This is a genomic window from Paenibacillus sp. FSL H8-0079, from assembly GCF_037991315.1.
In the GTDB taxonomy this organism is placed as follows: Bacteria; Bacillota; Bacilli; order Paenibacillales; family Paenibacillaceae; genus Paenibacillus.
This window is the reverse complement of the sequence record NZ_CP150300.1, coordinates 1,403,425-1,429,611: the sequence shown is the minus strand read 5'-3', so window position 1 is coordinate 1,429,611 and position 26,187 is coordinate 1,403,425. Positions and strand designations below refer to the sequence as shown.

At 48.6% G+C, this 26,187-nt stretch carries 29 protein-coding genes; 1 reads left to right on the top strand and 28 read right to left on the bottom strand.

The genetic code is table 11. The annotated features are described in order from the left end of the window. Positions 1-5 precede the first annotated feature (5 nt). From MHI06_RS06260 to MHI06_RS06130, 27 genes are all read right to left on the bottom strand, one after another. Positions 6-1,715, bottom strand: coding sequence for a phage tail protein (locus MHI06_RS06260; protein ID WP_340400854.1), 1,710 nt, complete (start codon positions 1,713-1,715; stop codon positions 6-8). Further along, the gene (locus MHI06_RS06255) at positions 1,716-2,261 is read right to left on the bottom strand and encodes a putative phage tail protein (RefSeq protein ID WP_340400853.1); all 546 of its coding nucleotides are present in this window, start codon (positions 2,259-2,261) and stop codon (positions 1,716-1,718) included. Then, positions 2,258-3,316: a baseplate J/gp47 family protein gene (locus MHI06_RS06250; protein ID WP_340400852.1), complete on the bottom strand. Its 1,059-nt coding sequence runs from the start codon at positions 3,314-3,316 to the stop codon at positions 2,258-2,260. Before MHI06_RS06250 ends, MHI06_RS06255 begins: the two co-directional genes overlap by 4 nt. Beyond that, complete coding sequence (locus MHI06_RS06245) at positions 3,309-3,722, bottom strand: DUF2634 domain-containing protein (protein WP_145146399.1); 414 nt, start codon at positions 3,720-3,722, stop codon at positions 3,309-3,311. Before MHI06_RS06245 ends, MHI06_RS06250 begins: the two co-directional genes overlap by 8 nt. Next, positions 3,719-3,976 carry a DUF2577 family protein gene (locus tag MHI06_RS06240; protein ID WP_175383663.1) on the bottom strand — a complete coding sequence of 86 codons (258 nt, stop codon included), beginning with the start codon at positions 3,974-3,976 and terminating at the stop codon, positions 3,719-3,721. Before MHI06_RS06240 ends, MHI06_RS06245 begins: the two co-directional genes overlap by 4 nt. Before the next feature lie 6 nt (positions 3,977-3,982). After that, positions 3,983-4,993: a hypothetical protein gene (locus tag MHI06_RS06235; protein WP_340400851.1), complete on the bottom strand. Its 1,011-nt coding sequence runs from the start codon at positions 4,991-4,993 to the stop codon at positions 3,983-3,985. A 13-nt stretch (positions 4,994-5,006) separates the two neighbouring features. Then, positions 5,007-5,702 carry a phage baseplate protein gene (locus MHI06_RS06230; RefSeq protein WP_340400850.1) on the bottom strand — a complete coding sequence of 232 codons (696 nt, stop codon included), beginning with the start codon at positions 5,700-5,702 and terminating at the stop codon, positions 5,007-5,009. Then, positions 5,703-7,781 (bottom strand): hypothetical protein, encoded by a 2,079-nt coding sequence (locus MHI06_RS06225; protein WP_340400849.1) that lies wholly within the window; start codon positions 7,779-7,781, stop codon positions 5,703-5,705. Between the two features lie 201 nt (positions 7,782-7,982). Continuing rightward, the gene (locus MHI06_RS06220) at positions 7,983-8,405 is read right to left on the bottom strand and encodes a phage portal protein (protein ID WP_036611390.1); all 423 of its coding nucleotides are present in this window, start codon (positions 8,403-8,405) and stop codon (positions 7,983-7,985) included. Positions 8,406-8,574: 169 nt separating this feature from the next. Then, on the bottom strand, positions 8,575-9,033 hold the full coding sequence (locus tag MHI06_RS06215) for a phage tail tube protein (protein ID WP_017690162.1): 459 nt from the start codon (positions 9,031-9,033) through the stop codon (positions 8,575-8,577). A 1-nt stretch (position 9,034) separates the two neighbouring features. Further along, positions 9,035-10,351 carry a phage tail sheath family protein gene (locus tag MHI06_RS06210; RefSeq protein WP_340400848.1) on the bottom strand — a complete coding sequence of 439 codons (1,317 nt, stop codon included), beginning with the start codon at positions 10,349-10,351 and terminating at the stop codon, positions 9,035-9,037. Continuing rightward, entirely contained in the window at positions 10,351-10,587 is a 237-nt protein-coding gene (locus tag MHI06_RS06205) for a hypothetical protein (RefSeq protein WP_340400847.1), read from the bottom strand. The genes MHI06_RS06210 and MHI06_RS06205 overlap by 1 nt, the downstream gene beginning before the upstream one ends. Positions 10,588-10,609: 22 nt before the next feature. Continuing rightward, the gene (locus MHI06_RS06200) at positions 10,610-11,041 is read right to left on the bottom strand and encodes a DUF6838 family protein (protein ID WP_340400846.1); all 432 of its coding nucleotides are present in this window, start codon (positions 11,039-11,041) and stop codon (positions 10,610-10,612) included. Next, positions 11,038-11,541: a hypothetical protein gene (locus MHI06_RS06195; RefSeq protein WP_340400845.1), complete on the bottom strand. Its 504-nt coding sequence runs from the start codon at positions 11,539-11,541 to the stop codon at positions 11,038-11,040. Before MHI06_RS06195 ends, MHI06_RS06200 begins: the two co-directional genes overlap by 4 nt. A 26-nt stretch (positions 11,542-11,567) precedes the next feature. After that, positions 11,568-13,028, bottom strand: a complete 1,461-nt coding sequence (locus tag MHI06_RS06190) for a pyocin knob domain-containing protein (RefSeq protein WP_340400844.1) — start codon at positions 13,026-13,028, stop codon at positions 11,568-11,570. Further along, entirely contained in the window at positions 13,028-13,618 is a 591-nt protein-coding gene (locus tag MHI06_RS06185) for a YmfQ family protein (RefSeq protein ID WP_340400843.1), read from the bottom strand. The genes MHI06_RS06190 and MHI06_RS06185 overlap by 1 nt, the downstream gene beginning before the upstream one ends. A gap of 137 nt (positions 13,619-13,755) precedes the next feature. After that, positions 13,756-14,895 carry a baseplate J/gp47 family protein gene (locus MHI06_RS06180; RefSeq protein WP_340400842.1) on the bottom strand — a complete coding sequence of 380 codons (1,140 nt, stop codon included), beginning with the start codon at positions 14,893-14,895 and terminating at the stop codon, positions 13,756-13,758. Positions 14,896-14,899: 4 nt separating this feature from the next. Then, complete coding sequence (locus MHI06_RS06175; RefSeq protein ID WP_340400841.1) at positions 14,900-15,355, bottom strand: DUF2634 domain-containing protein; 456 nt, start codon at positions 15,353-15,355, stop codon at positions 14,900-14,902. Beyond that, positions 15,348-15,758: a hypothetical protein gene (locus MHI06_RS06170; RefSeq protein WP_036668841.1), complete on the bottom strand. Its 411-nt coding sequence runs from the start codon at positions 15,756-15,758 to the stop codon at positions 15,348-15,350. The genes MHI06_RS06175 and MHI06_RS06170 overlap by 8 nt, the downstream gene beginning before the upstream one ends. After that, positions 15,751-16,737 carry a phage portal protein gene (locus MHI06_RS06165; RefSeq protein ID WP_340400840.1) on the bottom strand — a complete coding sequence of 329 codons (987 nt, stop codon included), beginning with the start codon at positions 16,735-16,737 and terminating at the stop codon, positions 15,751-15,753. The genes MHI06_RS06170 and MHI06_RS06165 overlap by 8 nt, the downstream gene beginning before the upstream one ends. Then, positions 16,734-17,366: a LysM peptidoglycan-binding domain-containing protein gene (locus MHI06_RS06160; RefSeq protein ID WP_076209869.1), complete on the bottom strand. Its 633-nt coding sequence runs from the start codon at positions 17,364-17,366 to the stop codon at positions 16,734-16,736. The genes MHI06_RS06165 and MHI06_RS06160 overlap by 4 nt, the downstream gene beginning before the upstream one ends. A 56-nt stretch (positions 17,367-17,422) precedes the next feature. After that, complete coding sequence (locus MHI06_RS06155; protein WP_340400839.1) at positions 17,423-19,174, bottom strand: hypothetical protein; 1,752 nt, start codon at positions 19,172-19,174, stop codon at positions 17,423-17,425. Between the two features lie 182 nt (positions 19,175-19,356). Continuing rightward, positions 19,357-19,791, bottom strand: a complete 435-nt coding sequence (locus MHI06_RS06150; protein ID WP_017690174.1) for a hypothetical protein — start codon at positions 19,789-19,791, stop codon at positions 19,357-19,359. A gap of 174 nt (positions 19,792-19,965) precedes the next feature. Continuing rightward, entirely contained in the window at positions 19,966-20,373 is a 408-nt protein-coding gene (locus MHI06_RS06145; protein WP_124117078.1) for a phage tail tube protein, read from the bottom strand. 51 nt (positions 20,374-20,424) lie between these two features. Further along, a complete protein-coding gene (locus tag MHI06_RS06140; RefSeq protein ID WP_340400838.1) occupies positions 20,425-21,888 on the bottom strand; it encodes a phage tail sheath subtilisin-like domain-containing protein in 1,464 nt (487 codons plus the stop codon). Next, a complete protein-coding gene (locus MHI06_RS06135) occupies positions 21,888-22,088 on the bottom strand; it encodes a hypothetical protein (protein ID WP_340400837.1) in 201 nt (66 codons plus the stop codon). Before MHI06_RS06135 ends, MHI06_RS06140 begins: the two co-directional genes overlap by 1 nt. Positions 22,089-22,268: 180 nt before the next feature. Then, entirely contained in the window at positions 22,269-23,192 is a 924-nt protein-coding gene (locus tag MHI06_RS06130; RefSeq protein ID WP_340400836.1) for a hypothetical protein, read from the bottom strand. 440 nt (positions 23,193-23,632) lie between these two features. Between MHI06_RS06130 and MHI06_RS06125 the strand changes: the two genes are divergently transcribed. Continuing rightward, positions 23,633-23,977, top strand: a complete 345-nt coding sequence (locus tag MHI06_RS06125; RefSeq protein WP_340400835.1) for a DUF3139 domain-containing protein — start codon at positions 23,633-23,635, stop codon at positions 23,975-23,977. A 4-nt stretch (positions 23,978-23,981) separates the two neighbouring features. On the opposite strand, the gene MHI06_RS06120 is transcribed toward MHI06_RS06125, so the two are convergent. Further along, complete coding sequence (locus tag MHI06_RS06120; protein WP_340400834.1) at positions 23,982-25,832, bottom strand: DUF4127 family protein; 1,851 nt, start codon at positions 25,830-25,832, stop codon at positions 23,982-23,984. Positions 25,833-26,187 lie beyond the last annotated feature (355 nt).

Genomic DNA, 26,187 nt, shown 5'->3' with positions numbered 1-26,187 from the left:
CCTCCCTAAACTTTTTTAGTTAATATTGAACCAATGCCTCCAGCCGAGCCGCTTCCTCCGGTGTAACTTCCACCAATTCCTCCAGCCGTCCCGTTTACTTGCAAAGTTCCTGATGTCCTATATGTGCCACGGTACAATAAGGCAATTACACCACCACCAGCGCCACCACCGCCGCCTCCACCGCCGGCTCCTGCATAGGTGTCGACTCCGTGCAAGTAAGAATAACCGCCGTTTGAACCACTATTTAATCCGTTAGCAAGTATTTTACCATTGGAACCTATTGTTATGTCTCCTTTAGCGACTAGGACAACCAATCCACCACCAATATTCTTTCCATCTTGACCGTCGCCTGCGGTGGCATCTGAAGCAGCGCCAACTACAGCAGCTCCTCCTCCTCCTCCTCCTCCTCCGTTGATTCCACTACCACCAGTGCCCCCTTTTGCAACAAACCCTATATTGGCTCTGTACCCAGCAGCCCCACCACCACCCGCACCAATTCCCCCGGGGTAACCTGAAGAAGTAGTAGCTATGTTAGTTTGAGTACCTCCTCCTCCTCCTCCTGCTCCAGGACCTGAAGAACCTCCACCTCCCATGCCACCAGTCGATGTCGTAGCGTTAGTTCCTGCTCCAGAGGTTACCGATGCGGTGCCGCCTCCGCCTCCGCCTCCCTGGCCACCACCAAACCAGTTACCTCCACCACCATCCCCACCAGAAATTGGATAAGTGCCTTGGTAACCTCCTCCTCCACTACCACCTCTTCCACCGCTCCCCCCCCTTGGAACTGTGAATATTTTATTTGTTGCGTCCCAAGCCATCATCTTCTTTATTGTGATTGGAATAAGAATTGGCTCAACGCTGTTTGGATTTACAAAGGCACTTTTACCAGTGACGTCTATAGTTCCATTAATTACAACATCCCCATCTACATATATAATTAGCCCCCTACATCTAGACGCCAGTGACATAGTATGTCCCGCGTTAATTGTTAGGCTTTTATAGTTTTTTATAACAGTTGTTACGTCCTGTTGGGCTACTGGAATAATGACATTACTGGTAGTATTTAGTACCCCGTCGCTGCCATCTCCGAACTCTTCTGACACCCCTTCCTCACCCTGTAATTGAAAATTTATAGCCTCCTCATTGTAACGGAGGGTAAACATCCCACCTTCGGGAAGCTTTCCAGTTGTTAGTTCACTGCCTTTACTGTCTAGAATTGGAACCGTTTTAAGTGATCCCCATTTCAGAGTAGATGCCCCTGTGTTTGATTTGTGGACTCGAATCACAATTCCCATGCCATCCACATATCTAGTTGGTGTGGGATCTGTTGTCACTGTGTAAGCATTGGCAACTCCTTCTGTAATCGCATACCCGGTTTGTCGCACATAGTCCGCAAGGTGTTGAATATAATCCGCCGTATGTGCAGTAAGTGCATCATTAACTGTCTTAACAGCTCTTGGTGTTGCTGCTAGTTCCTCGGATGTACCATCAACCGCACTGGAGAGTTGAACCTTCCCCTTACGGAGAAGGGATGCATCCGGAATATCCATTTCGTTTATCAATTGGTTCATTTTTTCCAAATCAACCTTTGTGGCTACACCCTCATCGACCTTCTCCCAGTTCTGATCCAGATACTTGTCCAGATCAAAATAGGTCGTCGATGGCGAGGATCGGTCAATCTTATTCAATCCCAAATTCGGTGTTTTTGGTTCATTCATTTAAGCTCCACCTCCTGCAAATTTATCCTGTCGAGTCTGTTCAATCTCCTCCAGCGTCATGCTTTCAACCTCCGCAATCGTCAAATACCGTAGACGGTATTCCACGGTCATGTGTGCTGGTTTAATATCCTCAATCGCTGCCTTCAGATCGTCCAGATTGGGCGGCAAGCCCCAAGTATCGCTGAAACGGATTCGGATCAAGTATTCCTCTGGCGACACGGATACATCAATCCCGCCACTTTCGTAGGCCTGAGCCACGTTCTTGAGCATGGAACCAGAGACTTTGCCGCTGCCGCGCATTTTGGAAATGATTACGGATCTTCGCTGATCATCCGGCTTGGCTTGATTTGTCGGAATCTGCAAATCCCGCTCATAACGTTCCAATGACCAGGTCGCAGACTCCGGGTAGAATTGATCCAGCACACTTTCCAAACCCACCGTAAGCTTGTCCAGCTCAACACCTTCGGTCTCCGTAAGAAGCTGCATCTCCAGCACATTTTCATACAACGGGGGCAAAAGAGTCATTAATACGTCCGCTTTACTCATGTCACCTTCACCGTCCCGAGAACGGCTACTGCGCCAGGGGCGATCTCCAGATTGGACATACCACCATTCACCAGCAGATCGCTATAATCGATCACGGGTGGGATATCCAGAATGACATTGGCAATACGTGTCCAACGAACCAACGGATCGGCAAAGGCCAGTTCTTTCAGATACGCCGTAACTCCCGTTTCAATCAGTGTCTTCACGCCCTCATACGTTGAACCGGAAGCAAGCGTAACCTGTACCTCGACATCGATGGGTATTTCTTCCGCCCCCACCACTGTGACCACAGGTCCGATTGGAGATGCGCCTTCTCCCATTCCATCCTGGGTTGGATCGATATACTCTTGCACCGCCTTAATGACCGCCTCAGCAGGTGTTTGCATTTCGTTATTCAGCAATGCTACTTTGACTGTACCCGGACCATCCCATAGTGGAAAAGCTTTGGCTTTGCCAACACCAGAGTTTTCCCGTGCCCATAACTCATACTGATATTTGTTGGCACTCGTAACCGGACGGGAAACTTTATCCTGATATCGATCAACCAAGGCTTGGTCCGTTTCCTCGTCTTCGCCAGGAACCAGCAACTGTGTCAATTCAGCTGTCGTCAGGCGGGCAATATAATCGATGGGCAGCAGCGCCCCCGTATATTCATTACCTTCCGCTCCCGCGACTTCACATTCCAACACATATCGCCCTGCCGCGATGCGCTCCACAATAACGTACACGCGATCCCCCGTGGAAAAACGACTCTCCAAAGGAACCTCAACAGGCTTCCCTTCGTTATCCCGAAAACTACCAACCCAACGTGCCTTCGTGGCCGCTTTCCGACTAATGCCAGACCAAGCCACCGCACGATCCAGATACTCTCCAGATGCTGTATCCGCAAACTTCAGGTTGGAGTTCACATCCAGCTCGATATACATCTGAGCCATTTCCACTGCCGCTGGCGCAAGCGCATCATAGATAATGCTGCCTTCACGTTTATCCACACCATCCGGCACTCTGTCCAGCATTCGATTTAAAATGACTTCAAACGTCTGCTCTTCATACATTCATGTTCACCTCCGTCTCTTCCCTAAAGCTGCCAAAATCCGTTTCCACAGTAAAAGAAACCCGTACCCCGTCAGCCTCGTGGACAAAATCGAACTCCGTTACATCCGATATACGATCATCCGGAAGCAATGCTTCACGAATCCAGCGTTCCAGTTCCGATTCAACCATGGATCTCCCGGCCATTCCTTCCCAAGACCATTCCATGCCGTAATCCGAAGAATAGATTAGATGCTCGTAGCGGCGTGTAGACAACGCTTTGTACACCGCCTGTTTTACCGCATCTTTTCCATCCAGTTGCAGTCTTCCAATTCGCTGTCCTGAAGCTTGAAACACATACGTCAGACTTGGAAGCACAGCAGCTTCTTCCTGATCTTCTGCGCTAATCTGCGCCCCCTGTGGAATCATGGATTCACCAGCCGATCCAGCACAACAAAGCTGTCTCCACCTTGAACACGTAACAACAAGACATGGTCACCCACGGTCCAAGCTTTGTTCACTACGGATTCCGGCAGTACAAGAAAAGGCTCAGCCAATGCCAGCCGTTGTTCAACGGTGATCTCCAGAGGCTGGGTGTTTGTCACACTTCCGTACATTACCTGAACGGGAGACTTGGCATCTACAGCGGCCACCGCCGCCTTTTTAATCACGTCCAGCATCATTTATCATTACACCACCTTCAAATCCAGTGACATCGTATGCACGCCCCCCTGTACCTTATGCGTACATTCGTCTACCAGAAAATATTGATTAATCTTGAGTTCATTGATCTGGATGTTGACAAAACTGCCTGCCCTCACCTTGAAATCACCAAGCGCGTCCACTTTCATCGTCTGCGTCTCGCGGTTACGGAGGGTCATCAGGGTCTTGAGCATTTCATCAATCTGACCTTCGTTCAGGCCATCATCCGCTTTTTGGTACAAAAAAAGCAGCCCCCATTGACGGATGCTGCCTGAATCCTGATGAACAAACGTTTCTCTTTTTCCCGTATCCTTGTTATCCCGATACAGCTTGATCTTGTTATACGTCTGGTCGTCAATCGACCGCGTATAGCTGTAATCCGTGAGCAGACTGTTATCCCCAATAACAAAGCCGTAAGGCATCTCTTCCACATCCCGAAGCACAAGCTTGCCGAAATCATCGTAGAAGATGTAGTTTTTTCCGCCATAGATCAACGTTCGGTCCAAAGCCTCACAGATCATGTCAATCAGCTTTTTGTTATCAAACAACATACGCGGAATAACATATTTTGGCTGAATCAAATCGCCCACCTTCAACTGAAAGTCAGTAGCAATTCGTTTGATCACATCCGTAGCGGTGGCGTTCACGAACTTGTACGTCTGATTCGCGGTCAGATAACGAGTCTGGTCATAGGCTTTGATATTGACACTTTCGTCCTTGCCACTATCCACCGAGAAGATATATCCGTAAAATATGCCTACCTCGTTGCTGATATATTTCACGACATATCCATTCTCATAGGTGAATTTCTTATTCTGGTACAGACTGCCCTTGATCAACGTGAATTCCAGAGAAGAAGGCTTGCCGATGCGGGAGGTTTTGTACGTAATATCGCCAGCAATTTCGCTAATGTCCCAGATGTTGCCCTGCTTGTCATCCAGCAATAACCGTTCCTTCATATTTGCCAGCTTATCATCCAGCCTGATCTGCTCTTGCATATTCCCTCTCCTTTCACGGAAGCTTGATCACAAGTCCAATCGGCAGCTTCTTCAGTTGTGCATCTTTGATGCTATTCAGCTTTTGCAGCTCTTTCCAGCGAGAGCCATCTCCCAGATGGGCTTTAGCTACAGACCACAAGGAGTCTCCGGCTTTGAGTGTGACAGTCTTGGGTTGGATTTTTTCATTGGGCCGGGAGGCTTTGGTTTTTGTTTTCGAAGCAGCCGTATCCTTGCTTTCCTTGAGTGGCACTACTTTTTTGGCGGAATAGAAAATGAACTGCTTCAGCTTGATATCATACTGGATATCCCCCACCGTACCCGCTGTCTCCTTCCAGTCGAAGCTCTCAATGGAAACCGCCATATTAATGGTGTACCTTGCACTGGAAAAGAACAGTCTGACGGGTCTGCCCGTCTGCATCCAACGGATGATCTTTTTCACATATTCATAGGGATCACGGTAAAACTGCTTCTGAATTGCCGGATGTCTTGCATCGTAGTTCAGATGATACGGGCTGTAGTCTGCCGGAAAAATTCCGCTGAAACTGACTTCGCGCAGCTTCGGCGACTTGATCACGTTAATTTCACCCAAAGCGCTAACGTTAAACGTACTGCCGTCTCCCGAATCCGAAAACTCAATGCTCTCTGGTGTCACCGGGAAAAACATGTATTCGGAGCGGTTATTGAAGCTTAGTTGAATATAATATTCCACTTATCCATACACCCCCTGGGCACTGGAGACGATCTGACTGTTCAGTCCATCGGTGATTTTGCTGATGATGCTGTCCACGTCATGTCCGCTGTTGATATCCCCCGTGGTAACCTGAACGGTTGGCGTCAGACTGACGAATCGCTGAATCGCCTGCATCTCGGCAAGCTCGCGCATCAGTTTCAGGTCCTCGCTCGTCACATCCACTGTGCCGTCCACGTCACCGATCTTGTCCACCTGTCCGATATTGTTGATTTTGTTGATGTTACTCATATTGTTGTTGGGAACAACGGTGGGAGCTGGTGCAGTTGGCATCGATGGCATAGAAGGGGTTTTGGGAGTTTCGGGTGTGAAGTCTTTGCCAAAGTTACCTGGTAGACCTTTATCCTTGGAGTCATCCGTCGGGTTGGAAGAGAACTTAGAAACCCACTCCTCAGCCTTTATCTGACCCTCCCCATATACACTGGGATTATATTCTCCGTCCATTCGCATAGACTCAAATACATTTTTGTCGCTCTGTGGCTCCATAGACTTCAGAGTGTCCATCCAACTCTTAATGCTCTTGCTGCCAATGTTAATATCCGATTCGGACATCACACTCAGGTTCGTACCAAAGGTATCATTGATAAATGAAGCAACATCGCTAATGGCCCCTACAGCTCTTTTAAGAAAATCCTCGATACCTACCATAACATTGTAAAGAGTTTGTAAAACAAACATGCCTAGGTCATAGAACAACTTTTGAATTGCGTAGACAGGATCAATAAACAGGTTAATCAAGAAATCTGCCAATGAAGCAAATATGTTCCACACGGTAGCAATTACCACTCTGATGATCTCGCCAAGCATCATAAATGTACCAATAATAGCCCCGAGAATATCGGTACCGGTTGCTCCGAACATTTGGAAAATCATAATCATTGCAGCAATTGCTGCGATGATCAGCAATATAGGCCAGTTTACAGCCAACCATGCTACAGCAAGCAAAAACACTTCAGCGATCACAATGCCAAGTGAGATAATCATGTTGTAAAGCAGCACCATAGCAATAGCAGTCAAAATAGGTGCTATGATAGCCCAATTTTCTTGCACAACTGTAGCAAAATTGATGAACCCATCCACGATAAATGCCACCACTTGAGCAATAATTGCGAAGGCCCCACCAATCCATTCGATGAAAGCACTGAACTGACCTGAGCTTATGGCTTCGTTTAATCGGTCAAGCACAGGAGATAAAACTTCCAAAGCTCTTGTCCCGATTTCAGATAGTATTCCATTGAACTGATTCACGAGAGCCGTCCATTTTTGCAATGGAGAATCCAGCATCGTATCAAAGGCTTCTTGTGTGTAACCTTGCATTTCAAGAACCGTCTGCAAACCCTGTATAAAACCGTCAAGGTCTTTAGTCTGAATAAATTCGCCTAATCCAGCCCCGGTCAATGCACTTTCTGGGATGTTAAATTGACTAGCCAAATCTCCGTTATCGCCATTCATGGCACTAACAATTGCACCAGACGCATCTGACAGACTTTTATTATCTGGTGACAACATACTTAATCGTTGAGTCATTTCATTTAACTGATCTACCTGCCCTGTATTCTGTGCCAACGGCACAAACCCTAGAGAAGACTTGAGCGAATTATTGACGTCTTGACCACTCCTGGAGGCTTGATCTCGAAACTTATTATATAATCCTTCCCCGAGAACGGGGTCTTCAGCTGCAACCATATAACGGTACTTGAAGTCTTCTTCCTCAGCAGCCGCCTTTACCACGACACTTCCAGCTGACTTTATCATTTGAAACCACTTGGAGAGCTCGTTCAAGTTATCGCTTAATGACTTGCCAGTATCCTTTGCTTTATCCTCCAACTTTTCCATTAAATTAATCGTTACATTTAGTTGTTGATTTATTTGATTAAAATGGTTGGTCGTGTTCGTCTGGTTAAATTGGTTCAGATTAATCCGGTTAATCTGGTTGAAATTATTAAGGATCTCAGTAGTTCTTACTTGAACCAGATTTAGATTATTGATCAGGGTATTCATGGACGGAGGATTGATTACATTGATACTTGTATCGGACATTCATTTCTCCCTCCTTTCCTTTTTATTTCTTCCGGGCACGGCTCTTGGACCTTTCTTTCTTCTCTTCATCCACCCGGATGGAGATCATCGCATAGATGGCAGCTCGTTCTCGCATGGAGAAGGCCATTAGCTCATGCGGCAAAATGTTAAGTTCATGGAGAGCGTAATAAGCCAGATTGGCTTCGGAATCGCCCTCTTTAATTAGTTTTTTACGTCATCCACCAGTTCGTTCATGTCCTGATTGAAGCCGTTCAGCTTCTGAACTTGTTCACCGAGCGAAGCAAATTCCCCAGGCAATAGCATTTTCCGCAAAAGCGATTCCGCCCCCATTACGCCATATGAACGTTGGAGTTCTGCGTTTTTCAAATCGGGATACACGACACTTGCACTCATCAGGCGAGCCATGTAATCATTCGCATCGATGTCGGGTGTGTAGACACCGTTCTTACCCTTGATTTTGCGGGTAGCTGCTTTACGGCATTCCTGGTTTTCATCCTCGGTCATACTGCGCAGTTTCCAGGCAACCGGTTCGCCCTTCTCATCCTTGAAACGGGGGGATACGATAAACTCCTCCGTTGTATCCGTTGCTGCATTTTGGGCAAAAAACATACTCAATCCACTCATGTATTGTTCCTCCTCTAAAGTTAGGCTCCCCGCCGCAAGAAGCGGCGAAGAGCAGAATTATGACACGCCAAATAGCCCGTAACACAGGCAAGTTGAACAGGTTTCTTTTACAAACCCGCTGCTAAGTTATACTCTTTATATCTTAAATCACTATGCTTTCCACGCTACATTACTTCGGCAGATTGAACGATACCGGCATATCGACATCTTCAAAGGTAAAGCTCACTTCTTCCTCCAACGCCTCCGCCTCGGTATCCAGGGATGCCATGATCACACTGTCGAGGTTGACGCCTTTGAGGGTCACCGTCTGTTTGCCAATCGTAGAGGAAGGATCTTCGTTGGTCACTTCAATGTCGAAGTACGTATCCACACCGTTCTGCATGTACTGGAGCATCAGCTCGCGGAAACGGGAAGTGGTATAAAAGATCGTCATGGAACCCGAACCGGACCAACCGGTTGCTTTGTGCTGTACACCGCGGCGACCCAAGGTTTTGACCTCTGCTTTTTGTTTCTCCACTGTTGCTTCCAGCGTCTTCACATAGAACATTTCTTCCGTCTGTCCGTTAATCGTTGCGTATGCGCGGCCCTCCTGGCCGGAGATTGTGTCGCTTGCTTTCAAAAATGCCATCTTAAACCACCTTCACTTTCATATATACTTTTTCAACGGAATCCACAGGTTGGACCTGAATCTCGATCAGAATACTGTCAGTCTCATTCCCCGGAGCAACAGTGATGTCTGTTTTAGAATCAAAATTTTGAATAGCCCCAATATCTTGAAGCTGCTTCAGATAAGTGACACATTGGGAACGGAACAGGCTGCGCCCATCTTCGTTGTTGTTCACTTTGCCGATGTAATAGGACTCAAAAATACGTTTCATATCATTAGCGATACCATCGAGAAGGCGGACAACACGGTTTTTGGCAAAATGACGTGCCTTATCCGGTGTGATGGAACGGAATGTATTCACATCCTGCTCCACCACCGCACGGTTGCTGCTCGCCGTAAACACAAACTCACCATTACGCAATGCTGCTTCTGTCTCGCTGTGTGTCAATCGTCCGTTCACATCCACGGCATCGTCATACGCACGGAACGTCAGGGATTCATTCAGGTTAGCACCCGCTGTTGCACCAGCAGTCCATGCTACAGTTTGTTTCGGCGTAAGAACGGTACCGTCTGCGAGCACAACACCATTTTTGACACTGATAATGCCTTCATGATCTGCAGCAGGATAATCGGACAGAACCAGTTGCACTTTCTTGCCCTCGGTATCACGCAAACGCTTGATGTAGGCTGTGTAGACTGACTTGAGTGTGGCATCGTCTGAGACCAGACCGACCGTGTTAAAATCCAGTACTTCCAGCTTGGTCAGGAAATCGGAATTCTCCTGGTTCGTTGCCGTACCATCCAATCCACCTGTTAGTGGAAGTGAAGCTGTAGCTGTGAGTGTCCCTTCACCAGTAAATGTAACGTATGCGTTGGATTCCAGAGCTTCGATGGTGGATAAAGTTTGTTTGTCCACTTCTTTACCCGCAAGCAAAGTGGAGACATCCAGTTGGTCCGGTTCATTAATATTTGCGGAGATTACAACTGCCAGGTCATTACCACGCACACCACCGTGTTGAGCTGTCACTGTCAATTTGTCCAAGGTTGCCTTGGCTTTGGTCCCTGCATTGAGTCGATACAGAAGCAATGTCTGCGCTCGTTTCAATGCCTCGCGGATCAGTAGCATTTGCGGTGCTGTCCAGTCATAGCCTAATTTGTCTTGTACATCTTCACCTGCTTGTACCGTCAGGATTGTGCCTGCTTGTCCCCATGACAATGGAAGTGCCAAAGCCACCGTTCCCCGCTCTCCTACCGTACCGGGTAATGAGCCCTCTGATGCAAAATTCATGTATACGCCGGGGCGTACCTTGTTTTGTGTCGTCCATGTTCCTCCAGCCATTATTGTGCCTCCCCATTCATGAATTGTTGGATGTGTTGCTGTGCTTCTTCCATGGTGTAAGTCTCTTGTTCCAGCAGCACCGCTACCAAAATGTCTTTCTCCATCCGGCTGAGTTGCCGGGATTCGGCGAACTGTGCTTTGCTGTACTTCGGATGGTTGCTCTGTTCCGATTGCACGTTCTTATGACTTGCTTCTTTTTTGGTGAACATCGCCAATGCGCCTCCTATTCCTTTCATCTAGACCCCTCATTTTATAAGTTTATTGGTTAGCAGCTTTAAGTTCGGTAGGTCGCTGTTCCAGCTGCTGCATGGTCATGGCGGACTCCGACACTTTGGTGGTTAGCATCGTGTAATACACCAGCATTCGCGGAGTATTGTTCTCGTTCTCCCAACGCAGTTCTGTTGCCCGATAAGGTGTGCCCTCCACGTCGATGGTTTCCAATGCTTCAAAAAGATTGTCCGGCAGGGTTGCCGGGATGTTGTCTGCGTCAAGCCAGCGAATTTCAAAAGTATGCGATTGCACGAAACGATCACTTCGTTCCCGAGTGAGTTGCGCGGATAGCAGGCGGTAGGTGATGCCTTGGCTGTCCGGGATAGGACTAGTGTTGCCCGTTGACGGATGGATTTGGATGTTGGGAAAGTGCTGTGTGAGTGTGTTAGTGATGGCGGTTGTTAGTTGATTTGTGGTCACGGTTCACCTCCCTTCAGTTGGATGATTTCCAGTTTGGCGATTGCCAATTCTGCACCTAACGATGTGATTGTCTGTTGTTGCTGAATACTCTGCATTCTCACAACAGCCAGTTCACCGCCTAGACTGTTTATTACAGTTTGATTCTCGATGTCTTGAAGCTTAATTTCAGCCATTTGACCACCCAGAGAACCAACCTGTTCGGATAGTGCAGGGCGGGGTTCTGGTGTTTCTGGATCAACTGACTTTGGATAGGTAAACAACGGCTCCTTTGTTTCCAGGTCAACCTGAGTGACAATACCACCTGCTTCGTAATCTCCGTAATGAGAGCCATAAGTCAACTGGATCATGCCAATGGAATCAGGGACTCTATTCGCTAACGCAACGTAAGAAGCGAAGTCTTGTTCTTTTGTTGTTTCTGATACTTTTCCGAATCTTTCTCCAATAAAATGAGCGACGTTGCCCGTAGACTTTTCGTAATAAACTTTAGCTCCTATTTCCATAAATACTTACCTCCTATTTTTGAAATTTATATGGAAATTACTGAGTGACCAAAAAGATAGTTGTTTTGAGAAACGGATGATGCTTCGTTGGAGTAACATAACAGTACCAACGTTAGCTGACCTGCTGCGTTAAAATTAACAGGAGGAGTAGGAGCAACATACGTCCAAGATCGACTACTGTTTGCATATAAGTTATTCTCCAAAGTAAGTTGAGCTACCTGAGTCTTAGCAACAAGATCAATAGTACAATATAATAAGCTCTTTCTTAGCACTGATGTGCTGTGTACCGCTTCTCCCACAATCCATGTTCTTCCTCCGTTGTCCCGCAAAGCAAATTGCGCTCCATAAGACCTACTCGGATCAGCTAATGCTATATACGAAAGCCAGCCATTCGTGTTCTTGGGCACAAGTGATATCAATTTAGTGCCCGCACTAAAGGTTGCAAGTGTGGCGACAATATGATTGTTTGCCGCTCCTGGAACCGTGAAACCTCCCGAAGAACCCGGTACTCCAGCTTGGTAGTTACCTTGTTGTATGGAGTTGATCTTAGTTGCCAACTGTGCCCATGTATCATTGGTCGAAGCACTTCCACCCTTGGCGTTGATGGCATTTACTATGCCTTGCTTCGCGTCAACGCCAGATTGAAAAACATCAGGACTCCAAGCAGACCATCCACTACCGTTGTTGGTACGTTGTTGATAGGTGTTATTGAAAAGATCCATTGCAATTTGTTTAATGTGTGTCCCGCTCATTGCAATTACTTCAATGTACCACCATGCACCTACAGCAGTCGTTGGTGCGTTTTCGATGTTTTCTCCTGCATAGAACCCTGTTACTACGAGGTTGTTTATATTTTGATTAGATATATTTAGTACTACACCATTATCATTGGTCACTTTATGTCTTTGAAACGATTCACCCGCATTAACAATACGATTCAATGTCGGCGTGAATGTTGCTCCAGCAGTTGTCGAGATGGGGCCAGTATCGAACATGTACACTTCTGGTTGAGAACCTCCACCTGAATATCTCATATAGATACCGCGAGCCCCTAAGTTGGAATGAGTGTTCTCGTACTTGAACGTATTACCGTCAAGATAGCAATTACTTCCGTACAATGTTGAACCGTTTGTTGAGCCAGAAAAAGTTCCCCATGCATTCATAGTCAAACGCCCCGTCATAGATCCTCCAGTGCGTGGCACACTTGCAGCTATGGCCGCTTGCCTAGCATCATTAACTGCCTTTGATGTTGCTGCGTGTGATTCACTATTGCTCGTTGTGGAACTTCCAAGTTGCACCTTCCCTTTCTGCGTCAATGACGCATCGGGAATACCCATCTGACTCACCGCTTCACGCAGCGCATCCAAATCTGCCTGTGTCGCCACACCTGCATCAATCTTTTCAAAAATCCCATTAATACTCTCCCGGGTCACATTCTCGTTCCCCAAGGGAAGTGGCAATTTCAATCGTTCTGTTTCCTGTGGCATTACGCCCACACCTCCAGTTCATTCCACATCAAGGACGCGGCATCGAGTTCGTCCCATGTCATCTGTTTGTCGTCCAGATCATCCCAGACCAGATAACGATATTCATACTCCACAACCATATGGGCCGGTTTCAATTCTTCAATCGCACGTTTGAGATCGTCGATATTGGGCGGAATGCCCATCGTGTCCACAAAGCTCACCGTAAAACTCCACACTTCCGGTTGAAAAGTCACATCCACCTTGCCCCCGGCATACGCCTCAGCCACATTCGCAACCAATCTTCCAGAGAACTTGCCGGCACCGCGCAGTTTCGATTCCACCACGGCACGCCGCTGCTCTACAGGTTTGAGACGGTCCGTCTCAATACCTAGCTCCTGCTCCCAAAAGTCCAGCCCCCACGTGGCCGTGCGGACAAAAAACTGCTCCAGCGTCTCATCCAGCGCCTGATACAGCAGATCCATCTCGCTGCCCTTGGTCTGCATATCGGCCTGCATTACACGAGAAGTCTCATAATACCTGGGCAAATACGAGAACAGCTCCCGCCCTTTCTCACTCGTCAGTCCAACATCTACAATAGAAGGAGCACTCATGCCCTGTCCCCTCCCTTCCTTGCACATCAACAGGGAGCGTCTCGCTCACCAGCTCCAATCCGTATAGGCGCACTTCTCCCAATCTTTCTTGGTCTCCGCACTCCCTAACTACTTCCTCATCCACCATCTGCCCAACACTACTCATGCACATCCACCGTCCCCAGCACGGCCACCTGGCTCGCGGTCATCTCTATATTCTGGTCGCTCACACCGTTCACGGTAAGCTCCGAATAGTCGATAATCGGCGGAATGTCCAGCAGAATCGCGGCAATGCGAGTGTAACGAACGAGTGGATCGGCAAAAGCCAACTGCTTCAGATACGCGGTCACCCCGCTTTCGATCAATGCTCGTACATCGGCGAGTGTCGCATCACTTGCCAGCGTCAGCTTCACCTGAATATTCATCGGCACTTCCTCGGCTGGCATAACGGATACCACTGGCCCCGCGGGCGCAACACCTTCACCTTGTCCATCCTGCGTTGGGTCAACATACTTCTGTACCGCCGTCACCAGATCGGTGCCCGCAGCGCGCTTTTCCGTGTCTAACAGATACAATCCCACCGTGCCTGGCCCTTGCCATAAAGGAATAACACGCGTTGCACCAACACCCGGCACTTCACTGGCCCATTGCACATATTGTGCTTTGTTGCCGCTTGTCCCTTGGTTGCGGACTTTGGCATAAAAGCGTTCCAACAACGCCGTATCGGCCTCAATATCCGCACCGCCTTTGATCACCTCAATGTTCGTGACAGAAGTCACGCCACTTACAGGTGTAGACAACACAGTTACCGTGCCCGCAGGTACATTGCTCTCTTTCCCAGCAACAAGCGCTCGCACGCCTACCATCCCGGAGCCCTCTGCATCCAGTTCCAATCGTCCCACTGTCTCATATTCGAGCGAAGCTTCAGCAGACACTTCATCTGCGAGCGTAGCCACGACTGTTCCCGCAGGCACCACTTTCCCCGGCGTACCCATGAACCTCACTGCACCTTGTGCCGCCACTGCAGCTCGCCGTGTGATGCCGTGCTCTCCTGCCCGTAGATCCAGCTCTTCCGAACGAAAATTCGGATCACTACTCGCAGCCGTACTTGCAAACCCTCGCCGCAGTAATTCCTGCGCCCACAAAGCTGCCTCAGACAGCATAAACGCAACCGGAGCCTCCGCATCCCACAAGAACGAACCCTCCGATTTATCCAGATCCGCGGGCAGACGATCCAGCATACGCTGCATAATCTGTTCCTCCGTCTGGTCCTCCAAATAACGCGGAATCTCAGCCATCCCGTCAGATCACCTCACTTTCCAGAATAAACATCTCTTCCTGCACACTCGCCACCCGACACGAGAACATGCACTGCTCCCGATTCCAATCAAACGTGAACTGGTCTACCGATTCCGTGCGTGGATCAGCCAGCAACGTTTCCGTCACCATCCGGGTAATCTCACTTTCCATCACACCTCGGCTATCACCCTGACCCACCAGATCCTCCAGCTCCGAACCATAGTTTCGGGAATAGATCACATGTCTGTAACGTGGCGTTTTCACTGCCTTAATGCACCATTGCACCCAGGCTTCATGCCCACCAGCCGCGGCTACTTTGCCACTTGGGGTCAGTACAAAATCCCCTGCATCGTAATCAAATCGCCAGCTCCATCCAAAGCGTACCTCATCCGAAGCCGCCCCCGACAGATCCTCCTCATCTCCCCAGACCACACCCGTTTCCGGAAACAAACTAGGCATGTGCACTCACCACCTTACACAGCACCACAATGTCGTTACCGCCATTCACGCGCATCGCCAGCACACGATCTCCCGCTTTCAGACCTTTGCCAAGAGACAACACCGTTTCTTCCACTTCCTCTTCTTGCAAAAGAAACCGTCCCGTGCCCGTCGTTCCGCCGTTTGCCACGTCAGGTATACCGGAGATCGCGCCAGCAGCCTCGCGCTCCGGCAGTCCAAGCGTGCCCGGCAACTCGGCCACGAGATAATCCTGCACTTCGTGCTTGAAATCATCCAGCTTCACGCCGGATGAGGTCATCGTACCCAGTACTGCTCCCAGCCCACTCACGGCCTGACGGGAATGTGTACTCATCGCACCCCGCATGACGTCGGCAAAATGCCCATACGGATCATCTTTATTCAAGGTAATACCTCCTTTTCACCAGCTCAACCGTCCCCAGCTCCAACGTCATCGTTCCAGGTCCGGCAGACAGATCACGGCTGACCGACATCACGATTAGCTTCAATCCTTTCAACAACACTGCGTCCCCGGCGCGAATCGTATTCACATCCGGTGCGGATATCGTAAAGGTCTCCTGAATACCCGTCAGATGACTTTTCGCCAGTTTTTTCGCGGCGGTTGTTGATTTCACCTGATCGTCTTCGATCAGCTTTTGCAATGTGCCCAGTTCTTCCACACCATTCTGCTCAATCGCGAGCACTTTGGAAGGGACCTCTTTGCCACTCGTGGACTCCGAAGCTGCCATGACTTTAACTTTGGTAACCGCCCCTTCGAGCGTACGCATCTGGGTTAGATCAATCAGTCGATCCAGCTCATACACCTTTGCATTACTTCCGACCTTGAAGAGCTGCAACCCACCGGGCATCATCCGTGGATGGTACATGTCCCCGCCGGACTTTGCCGTTTCTTTCAGATCAGCAAACATCATCGAAAAGATCGTCTGTGACCGATACACAGCTTTTCCCAGCTTTGTCTTGGTTTCTGGCAATGTAGCGTATGGAATCTTCCACTCTTTGGCGTAGGTTTTTAGTCGCTGCGTAGCGGTCTGATCCTTCGGCAGCAGGAACTCATCCTCCGACTTTTCCAGATAAATCATCCGGTCATACACCGTGAGAGACAGCCGCTTGGTGCCGCTATTGGAACTCTCCACCTCCCAGATGACCGCAGGATGCAACAGATGAACCATGGATTTTTCACCAAAAGGAACCCCGCTAATTCGCACCGCCATGCCTGGTGAGATCGAAGGCAGACCGGAAGACGCAGACACCGCCAGCCGGATGTTGGCCTGATACGCAATCTGGTCCAGCGAGTCCTTCAGCGTAATGGTCTCCACCAGCTTGGTGATGTCATATTTGTCGTCGACAATGACCTTGTAGGTCATGGCATCACCAGCTTTTGCCCGGGCTTGATCCGGTTTGGATCACTCCCGATGATCTTCGCGTTCAGCTTGTAGATCTCGTTCCATTTGGAACTGCTGCCCAGCTCCAGCTTTGCTATTTTGGACAGGGAGTCGCCAGATTTGACGGTGTAGGTCTTGCTACTCTTTTTCAAATCGGTACGAGAGCCTGACTTGCTCCCGGATGCCGCAGAGCCCACCTTTTCCACCTTAGAATCCCGCCATGTTCGCAGGGTCAGGTCAAAATAAATATCCCCTGTCTCCCCCCCACGAAAGCTCGAATTAAGCGAAACAATAAAAACAGGTACGTTCACGCCCGTCTCTGAAATGATGAAACGCAGCGGCTTTTTGGAGATCAGAAAGGTGTTCAGCACATTCATCGCCACACGTGGATCTAGAAAAGATTTTTCATCCATGCAATAGGACGGATCAAATCTTTTGGGAAAAAAAGAAGAGAAGGTGATCTCCTTCACCTTCTCCCCTTGTGCAAAATCAAACTCGCCATGCTCCAACATATTGACCGTTTCATATCCCTTAGACCTGGAAATATTAACTTCTTCAGGGTTCACTGGGAATTGAAATGGAGTGTTGCCGTCCTTCAACGTAAATGACATTTTGTTAGGACCAACTTTATCTTCAAGTACTGACATATCTGCGGCCTCCTTTCTGCTTAGGCCATAATTGTTTTGCGATTTTGCATCGCACGGCGGAACTCGTTAGAGATCCGTTGCCCCACCTGGTGAGAAACTGCGTCATAATCAATCGCATTTTCGCGCACGGTCACCTGCACCGCACCTGGTGGAATATTGATCGCAATCTGATTGGTAGTTTCGGTTTTGAAATCCTTCAAGTAACCGGACAGACTGTTCATCTGCTCTTCGGATATCTGTACCGTCATCGTGGACGATTTCCCATTCGTTTGCGCACCGTTACCAAGCGCCATCGCTTGGCTCTGCATCATGCTTGTTCCCATGAATCCAGCAGATGTAGGCTGACCGACTTTGCTGTTCATATAAGCCGTTGGGCCTGTCATGGTCAGTGCCGGTGGCATATAGGCAGGTGCCATCTGCGGGCCTGTTGGTACTTGCGACGGTGCAGCCACCGTTGCTGCCGAGACCGTCTTTTCTTCTTTTTTGGAACCAAACCCAAAGAAGCCGGATATGCCATCGGTGATTTTTTTTGTTTTCTCAGAAACATAATCAGCTGCACCCGACAAAGCATCCCCTACACCCTCGGTAGCACTAGACATAAAGTTTCCAATATCTTTAGCATGATCACCGATCCAACCACCTGCTGCACTTCCAGCCCAACCACCTACTGCACCACCAACCCATGTTCCGATGCCGGGCAAAAGAACGCTACCGATGGCGCTACCAATCGCAGTACCTGCTGTACCGCCAATCATCGAACCCACCGCTCGGCCACGCTCTTCTGGAGGTGCTGTCGCTACGTTCGCCACATCAGCAAGCATGCTGATGGGTCCAAGCAACCTTTTGGCTCCTTTGGCAAAGCCACCACCCAATTTACCAAGCATCCCATCACCTGAAAAAAGATTAGACATTGCCGTTGGTGAACTGGACATGATGCCAGTGATGAGATTGGATCTCCTGCCACCACCACTTCTCCTGTTGCTTGCATTTCTGGCTTCATTAAAAGAACGATCTGAAGTATCTGTAATGATAGGACTTGGCGTTGGGACAGGAGTTGCTGTTGATGATCGATTCCTTCCACCGCGTCGTCCACCTACTCTCCGTGAGGGAGTTTCACTCGGATTAGAATTACCAGATCTTGAACTGTTACGAGTTTGGCTTTTACCTTTCTTGCCCTCCGCCACTTCTGTACTCTTACTGGGATTAGAAGCCTTATCCTTTTTAGACTTTCGATCAGACCAAGCTTTCTTTCCCTTCCCAATCAAATCAGTTAAGTTATTTGCAATATCTAATCCAGTACTGGTCCATTCCAGTGCTTTTTCCCACCACTTTTTATCTTCTTCTTTAGCCACATTATAAATCGTTGTATTATGACTCCCGATCACAACTGACGTGGACGACACACTCGCCGGATTTATCTTACCCATCGCCACTTCAATCTTCTGCCGAACTTCAAGGGATACTGTTCCCGAAGCCGTAACCATCTGGTCCCTGAAACTGTTCAGTTTCGCCCATGCGCGATCCAACGCTGGACTCAGCTTATCAATCAACCCAATTGTCGGTGTGATTCGCAGCCTGCTGATTCGCACAGCCATACTATAAATATGTTCTAACCTGCGTCCTGTCGTTCTCAGCTCATTGTTTACCTTGATCAGACTCTGATAACGAACTCTGCCCAGACGTTCCGTCGAGCGCTGGATCTGATCCAGATAACGAAGGGTTGTCCGCATTTCCGCATTGGATTTGGATAGACCTACAATCATTTCTGCCATTTTTTCACCTCCTGCCCTATATCGTTATCGATTCATTTGCGAAGTTATCGCTGACATTTCCTCTTCCGAGAACGCAATTAACAGCGAGCGCTCCCCGCGTGGCAAAGACCAGAACTCTCCGGGCCGGAGATGATGACGTACCCACATGTGATACAGAAACGTGGTCATCCCGCCGGAGTGAATCAGTTTTTTAGGTCTTCAATCTCCACACCGAAGCCGGACAGCTCCAGCACTTTATCCCCTACGGCATCCAATTCACCCGCGAGCAGCATGCGCCGAACCGCCTGTTCTCCACCAGATAGCTTCATGCGGCCGGTAATACGGGTGTCTCCCCAACCGGACAATTCCAGGCTACGGACCTTCAATTTCACCGTTGCTTCGGAAATGAGTAGTGCGTTAAACGTTTCGGTATCCACCTTTTCCTCAGTGCGGCCTTTGGTCGTTTTTCGAATCGTACAGCGTTCGCGAATGTGATCCACTTTGGAGGACGTCAGTCCACGCAAGGTCAACAGCAGATCCAGACGCTGAATGCGCACATTTTCCTCTGGCAAACGTTCTGCTGCTTCAAACAACTGATCCAAAATCTGTTCTTCGGACATATTTTCATTCATACTCATCGGGCGTTATCTCCTTCTTATTTCAAAAATGGGTTTAGCTATGCCAGCTTCCAAGCCTGTAGAGACAACAAAGAGACCGAGATCATCTCGGCCTGCATTGGTGTCCATATGATATGAAGTAACTATGCAATCACGCTTGAGCAAACCAGCTCAATAACGTGCCTATTTCAACCTTTAGTTCGCCACAATCGGATTCAGCAATTCAAATCCTTCAAACGTAAAGCCTGTTTCCTCCGGTACTTCCTCACCCGCTGTCCAGTTGGCAAGTTGGATTTTGTCCACCATGCAACCTTTCAGCAAAACACTCTCATGTCCATACGATTCAGGGTCATTCAGCTTGGAAATGATCTCGAATTTGGTGAAGCCGCGCTGGATCATATCGGAAGTGACTTTGTAACCCGTCATCGTGCCTGTTCCTTTTTTCGCGCCGTTTTTGTGCACCTTCCAGTCGTTACCGACCAGGTTCAGCTCACGCTTTTCAATCTCCACACTCGCTTCCAACTTGTTAATGTTTGTCTGCCACACACCATCGATATGCAGCTGACCATGGGTACCGAGAATCACTCTTGACGCATCCAACATATATTTTCCTCCTTGAAATTATAAAATATCGTTCTTTCCTTTCACACAACCTTATTGCACGTAAAATGTACCAAACAACTGCTCCATCACATCCGTCAGCTTCACATTCCATTGCAGGAATACTTGATCCGCTTCCGGTTTGAGAACTGGTGCTGCTCCATAATACGCCGGGTCAAGAATGACATCATAACCGTCAGCTTCAATCACATTGCTCTGTGCAAGCAACGCCAAATAGGCCTTCATGGCACTAATCAGCGCCTGACGACCCTCTTCGGTATTGTTTACCTTACCGATATACGTATCTTCCGCAGAACGCTGCAAATCTGTGTTAATGGCGTCCAACACACGAATGGAACGGATTTTTTTCCAAGCATTATTCTGTCCAGCGGCTGGCGTTACCAGTGTGTTTACACCGCGAAGTGCTTTCACCTGACGTCCATCATGGAAGAAAATAAATACGCCATTCTGTACCGCCTGCTCCTGTTCTGCACGCGTCCAGCGACGTGTCACATCATCGAACGGAGTAGCTGCATAGGTTGTGGATTGGTTCAGACGTTGTCCGGCGATCAGACCTGCAACATAGGCAGACGTTTCCGCCGAGCTGTAGAATGCATCTCCAAGGCGAACGCCTGTACCAACATTAATCACACCTTCATGGTTCAGCGCAAGCGAACGTGCTGCCGCTTTTTGCGCTGCTGTAGCTGAGGTGTCGTCCGCTACGGAACCGCCAAATACGGCCATCACCGGTTTGCCTTCACTACGTACACGTTTCACCCATGCCGCAAAACTCGCAAGCAGGGGTGCATCAGCCGCCTGATCCAAAGCCAAGACGTCGAATTGCTCCCCTTCCAGCGCACCCTGTACAGCAATGTACTCTGCATTGGTCAGGTCATCGTTACCACTTACGCCGCCTTTGAATGCCGCGCCCGCAACAGTAGCAACCGCGCCTGTACCATCGCCAATCGCCTGCGCCGTTACCCAGACATTTCGTTCATCGGCATTAATCTCTTTCGCCAGAGACGCTGCTGTAATATCCGCTGTCAGGAGCGCATACAACATCCGGTTACCTTCAAAGAGACGCACTTCATGCTTCGTATTATCAATCACGCCTGGCTGGATGGTGACGTAGAATCCATTTGCACGATCCCCCGGATACTTCGCATCCAGCTGCAGCACATTGGCATCACTGCTGTCCTTCAAAGTAAGCGTGGCTGCTTTGGCCGCAGCACTTGCTACACGATAAGCGAGCAACTTCTTCGGTCCACCCAACAGGGCGAGCTTCAAGGACGTATAAGCCGTACCGTTGTCCAGCACATTTGCCGCATAGATACGTTCAATTGCCGCTTCACTCCCTACCTCAACAAAAGTCCCTGCCGGACCCCAGTTGGCCTTGATCGGCACAACGACCGTTCCCCGCGTACCCGCTTGAATGGCCGAAGATGCTGCCGCCTGAAAATTCATATATAAGCCCGGAAGGACCGGACGATTCGTTTGCTCCCAAGTTCCACCTGCCATTATCCCTTCACCTTCGCTTTCATAAATTGGTTAATTCGTTCCTGCGTTTCTTCAATGGAAAACGTCTCTTGCACTGCTTCGTACAGCGCACCGTACAGCACCTCTGCCTTAACGGCAAAGAGGGCTTCTGCATGATTCATCAGTTCTGCCCGTGTATACCGCGGGGCTGTCTGTTTGCTTTTTTTCACTGAACTTGCCATTGCCATCTCACCTCATTGTTGGACTACTGATTTCGTGAATCGTTGATCTTTAAGGTTGACCTATGAATTTTCGATCCTATGAACCTATGAATTTAAAGCTATAATGTTGAAGCTAAACCAATCTACTCAAAGCTATAATCTGGAACCAACCTTTAAACTGAAGTTCCTCTGGGCTAACATTTACTCCATGCCTTTGCTATGGTGAATCTCACGGATGAAGGGTACATTCGTACCCGGACGACGAATCCGCTGTTGCAACGTCAGGCGAATCTGACCGTTCAGATACGCATCCGTCTGCAGATCTGCCGTTACCTCATCCACCGTCACATACCGTGTGTTACTTTTGTGCTCTTCGCCACCCGTTTCAGTGATGGCAAGACGAGATTGCACTGCAAGTTGCTGGACCAACCGAGTAACGGTCTGGCGTGTTAACACCGAATGATCGGTGAGCACATGCCCAATCCACTGTTGTCGAACCTCCAATGCTGAAGTCCCCGCCACAGAAGTGCTGCATCCGGCCAATCGCCATAACACAGACGGCTTCTCGTACCCACCAGGCCAGATATCCCCATATACCGACCAGTTCGAGCCAAGTTCCTGCTGTGTCCAGCCTTGAAGCGCAGCTAACCACGCATCCTCTGATTCAACGAGAGCAGCTCCCGAGTCTTCGGGAACATACACTCCGAACCGCAGACTGCGCGTAAACATTCCAGACCCTGCATCCACCCGGTCACTATCTGAAGAACCCAAATAGATGCAAGTGAAGGCCTCACCTGCTTCATCCACCAGTCTTACCTGGTGCAACCCTTCGATTAGATCAGCTGACCAAGCTTCCACTTGTTCAGCGCCACCATCTTCCGGGCGAGCGTAGGGTGAGATTTTAATAATCCGTCGATATCCCGCCCAAGCAGACTTCGGCACCTCTTCGGCAAACGCAACGACTGCACAAGGCCCAGCAAACACTTCGCCTGGCCCAGGTACATCCAGCACACGACCGCCCCAATCTGGAACAAGTACCGCGAGCTTCTGTTTCAGCGTTTTTTTAATGAGCGTACTCAATTTACTGGTGCTCATGTCAGTGTTAATCTCATTTCTCATAGACACATTCATTTCGCCCCCTTTGGCTGCAAGTTTGAGATCTGCCCACACCTTGCAGCGACAGTGCAGCAGCAGTAGACTCCCCCTTTTAACTCAGAGTCTGTATTGCTATCGAACCAGTGCCGGGACTACATTCACCGCATCAAAAAGACCGGCCAGCTGGCCGGTCTATACATTAGCGTATGTGCTTTCGGTGCGTCCCTTGCTATTAATCCGATAATACAATCTTACACCCTCTCATCCCTAGCGCGGATGGTGTTCCGTACGACTTCGGTGCGATTAAGGGAGTCGTTCGGGTGGAAAAAAGACGATTCTGGAATCATCATTTTAAAGGATACCTAAGTAAGCATTAAGATTAAGATCAATGAATTGATAAATTTATCCAAATATATTAATATTTCATTATCAAATCCATTGTCGCTTACGTACAAGAAGGAGGAATATCTATGAGTAAAACATTCAAGATCACTTCACTTGTCATCTTAGCATTTATACTCGGGATATCCTGCTGGGCTTATTTCGGACTGCTTGGTAATTCGCTCAAGAAAAATGATGCTGAACAACAGGTAACCACTTACCTGATTGATCAGAAGGGTTATTCACTTGAACAGTTTATCGAAGTACAAGGTACGTACTCTTCAAAGAGCTCTGAAGCACCTTACGGTGCCTCCGTAACATTCGCGGATGAACCCGAAGCGAAGTACCAATATATCATTTTTAACAACGGCGAGATTAAGCAATACAGTCATACCAGTGATCACCCTAAACATGAGGAGCCCATGGTGAGATAGCAGTTTAGTTCAGTCTAACTTGGGGGTTCAACGTAATCTCAAATGCACGGCCCCAGATAAAATCAGGGTTCGCATATTCCAGCAGCGCACTGCCATACGTCGCATAAGACAATTCGCCATCACAGATCTCTTTGATCGCCACATTGCCTGTCTGGAAGGCAGTTTTATTCGCAAGCGCCGTAGTATAAGTCTGCATTAAATCACGGAGCAATGTTTGCAAATGGGCATAGTCTTCCTCTGAGTTGAACAGCAACATATTCTGATCCGACAGGGTAGCCACGTTGGTATACAGCGCATGGGCTCGGGAATATGTGCGGATGTCCGCAATCGCTACCGCTTTGTAGTAGTAATCCTTCAGAAAACGCTTAAACAACAACGAGCCATGTGCATTCATCGCATCTCGCAATTTGTGCTCATGCTTCTCTGTTGTGATCAACGCGTACCTCGACTGCCCCATGCCTACGGCCATACCGATCTTGTTACCTGGCGTATTCCAGGCACTATATCCCAGCACGCGTCCGGTATATGGACTGTTTAGCAACGCTTCAGCAACATCAACATTGGCTGGTCCTTTACCCACAAAATCAATCAATACCGAAGGCAAACCTTGCTCCCCATTCAGCGTCAATTGCTCCAACGCAGCTTGCACCTGATCCAGAGCCGTAATGGCAATAATCTCAATGTCGATGCCTGTGTTCTCTCCGGAATTTCCCGGATGACCCTTCGTCATACGATCCAGTTCGGAGGCCATGTCAAATGGGACAACTTGCTCGGCTGATACAGCCACCAGCTGTTCATTTTCCAAGCCAGCACTCGCATCCGTTACCACCTCCGGTTCGGGATATGCCGAATCCGCCACAAGCACACCACCTACAATATCCACATGACGAACCACATTCTCGTGTACATCCATGTATTCATACGTGTTAATGATGGAGTTTCCGTGAGGACCAAAATATTTCACTCCGTAACGTGTCTTCGCACCACCTCGGAACAACTGGTTCGCCATGCGAGCAACCAAAGCGTGCCCCAGACCATCTGCATCCGGCAAGATGATAGCACGATCCGGATTTTGTCCATTGGTTCCACCCAGCCATTCATTGATCCGCGCTTCTACATATTTGATTTCATTGATCTGAACCCCCTGGGTGTTAGCGTCGTCAACACCAACTGCAAGGAAATCGATATAACCTGTGCGAGCCAGCTGATCCAGAATGTACAGATTTGTTTTGAATTTATGTTGTCTTGTGTTGTAATACTGTTCTTTATCAAAATAGGTCGTTGCCCCATATTCCACTCCATCGGGGGATTGGTTATAACCTTGAATAATATCCTCAAACTCGGTGTAAGTCTGACGTGGCTGCTGCATCAACGCACGGGATTCATTATAGGCATCGAGCGCCAAGGCATCTGCAAACGAGGTTGTAGCCAACCGCATGATGGTATCCATTACGAATACGGGTTTGCGTGGATATTTCTGCTTGATCACGCGGATCACATCCAGCAAACGAGTAGTTTCCTCATCGTATTCCGGATAGGAACCTCCCCCATCTTCTCGAAGTTGACGACTGCCAATCAGACCCCCATAGGAGAGCATATCGGATGAAATAATAAATCCATCAACTTTGGCAGCATGTTTCAGAATAAAATCATGAATGTTGGACGGTTTACCATACACCGGCGTGGAGGTGCCGAGCAACGTTGTGCCATCTACGGTTTTCTCCGAGTCCAGACGATTCTTAAGATCACTCAGGTTCGGTGTAACGATATGGATACCGGCTGCTTTCCCTTGCACAATCACATCATCCAGATTCGCTGGACGATCATCCAGTGGAACATACAATACTGTTTTCATATCACGTAGCCTCCTGTTATCTGTTTAGTCTTTAGTACCCGATCAGGGCAAGGATGCAATCACCGAATTAAAAAAACCGGCTCCATAGCCGGTCTGTACTTTAGCGTATGAGCTGTCGGTTTGTCTTCCTTGCGGCTGATCCGATAATACCATTTTACCGCCTTTGCCCACTCACGCTGATGGTAATCGGGATGAATTACGCATGAATGTGGTCGTCTCCATGGTGGTTAATTGTCGGTTTAAATCTGAACGAATCTAGAACATCCATAAAACAAGCACCTGCCAGCTTTGGCAAGTGCTCTTCATTTTTGCTCCATATCGTTGGTTATATATTGGTTCCATTCATATTGTATGT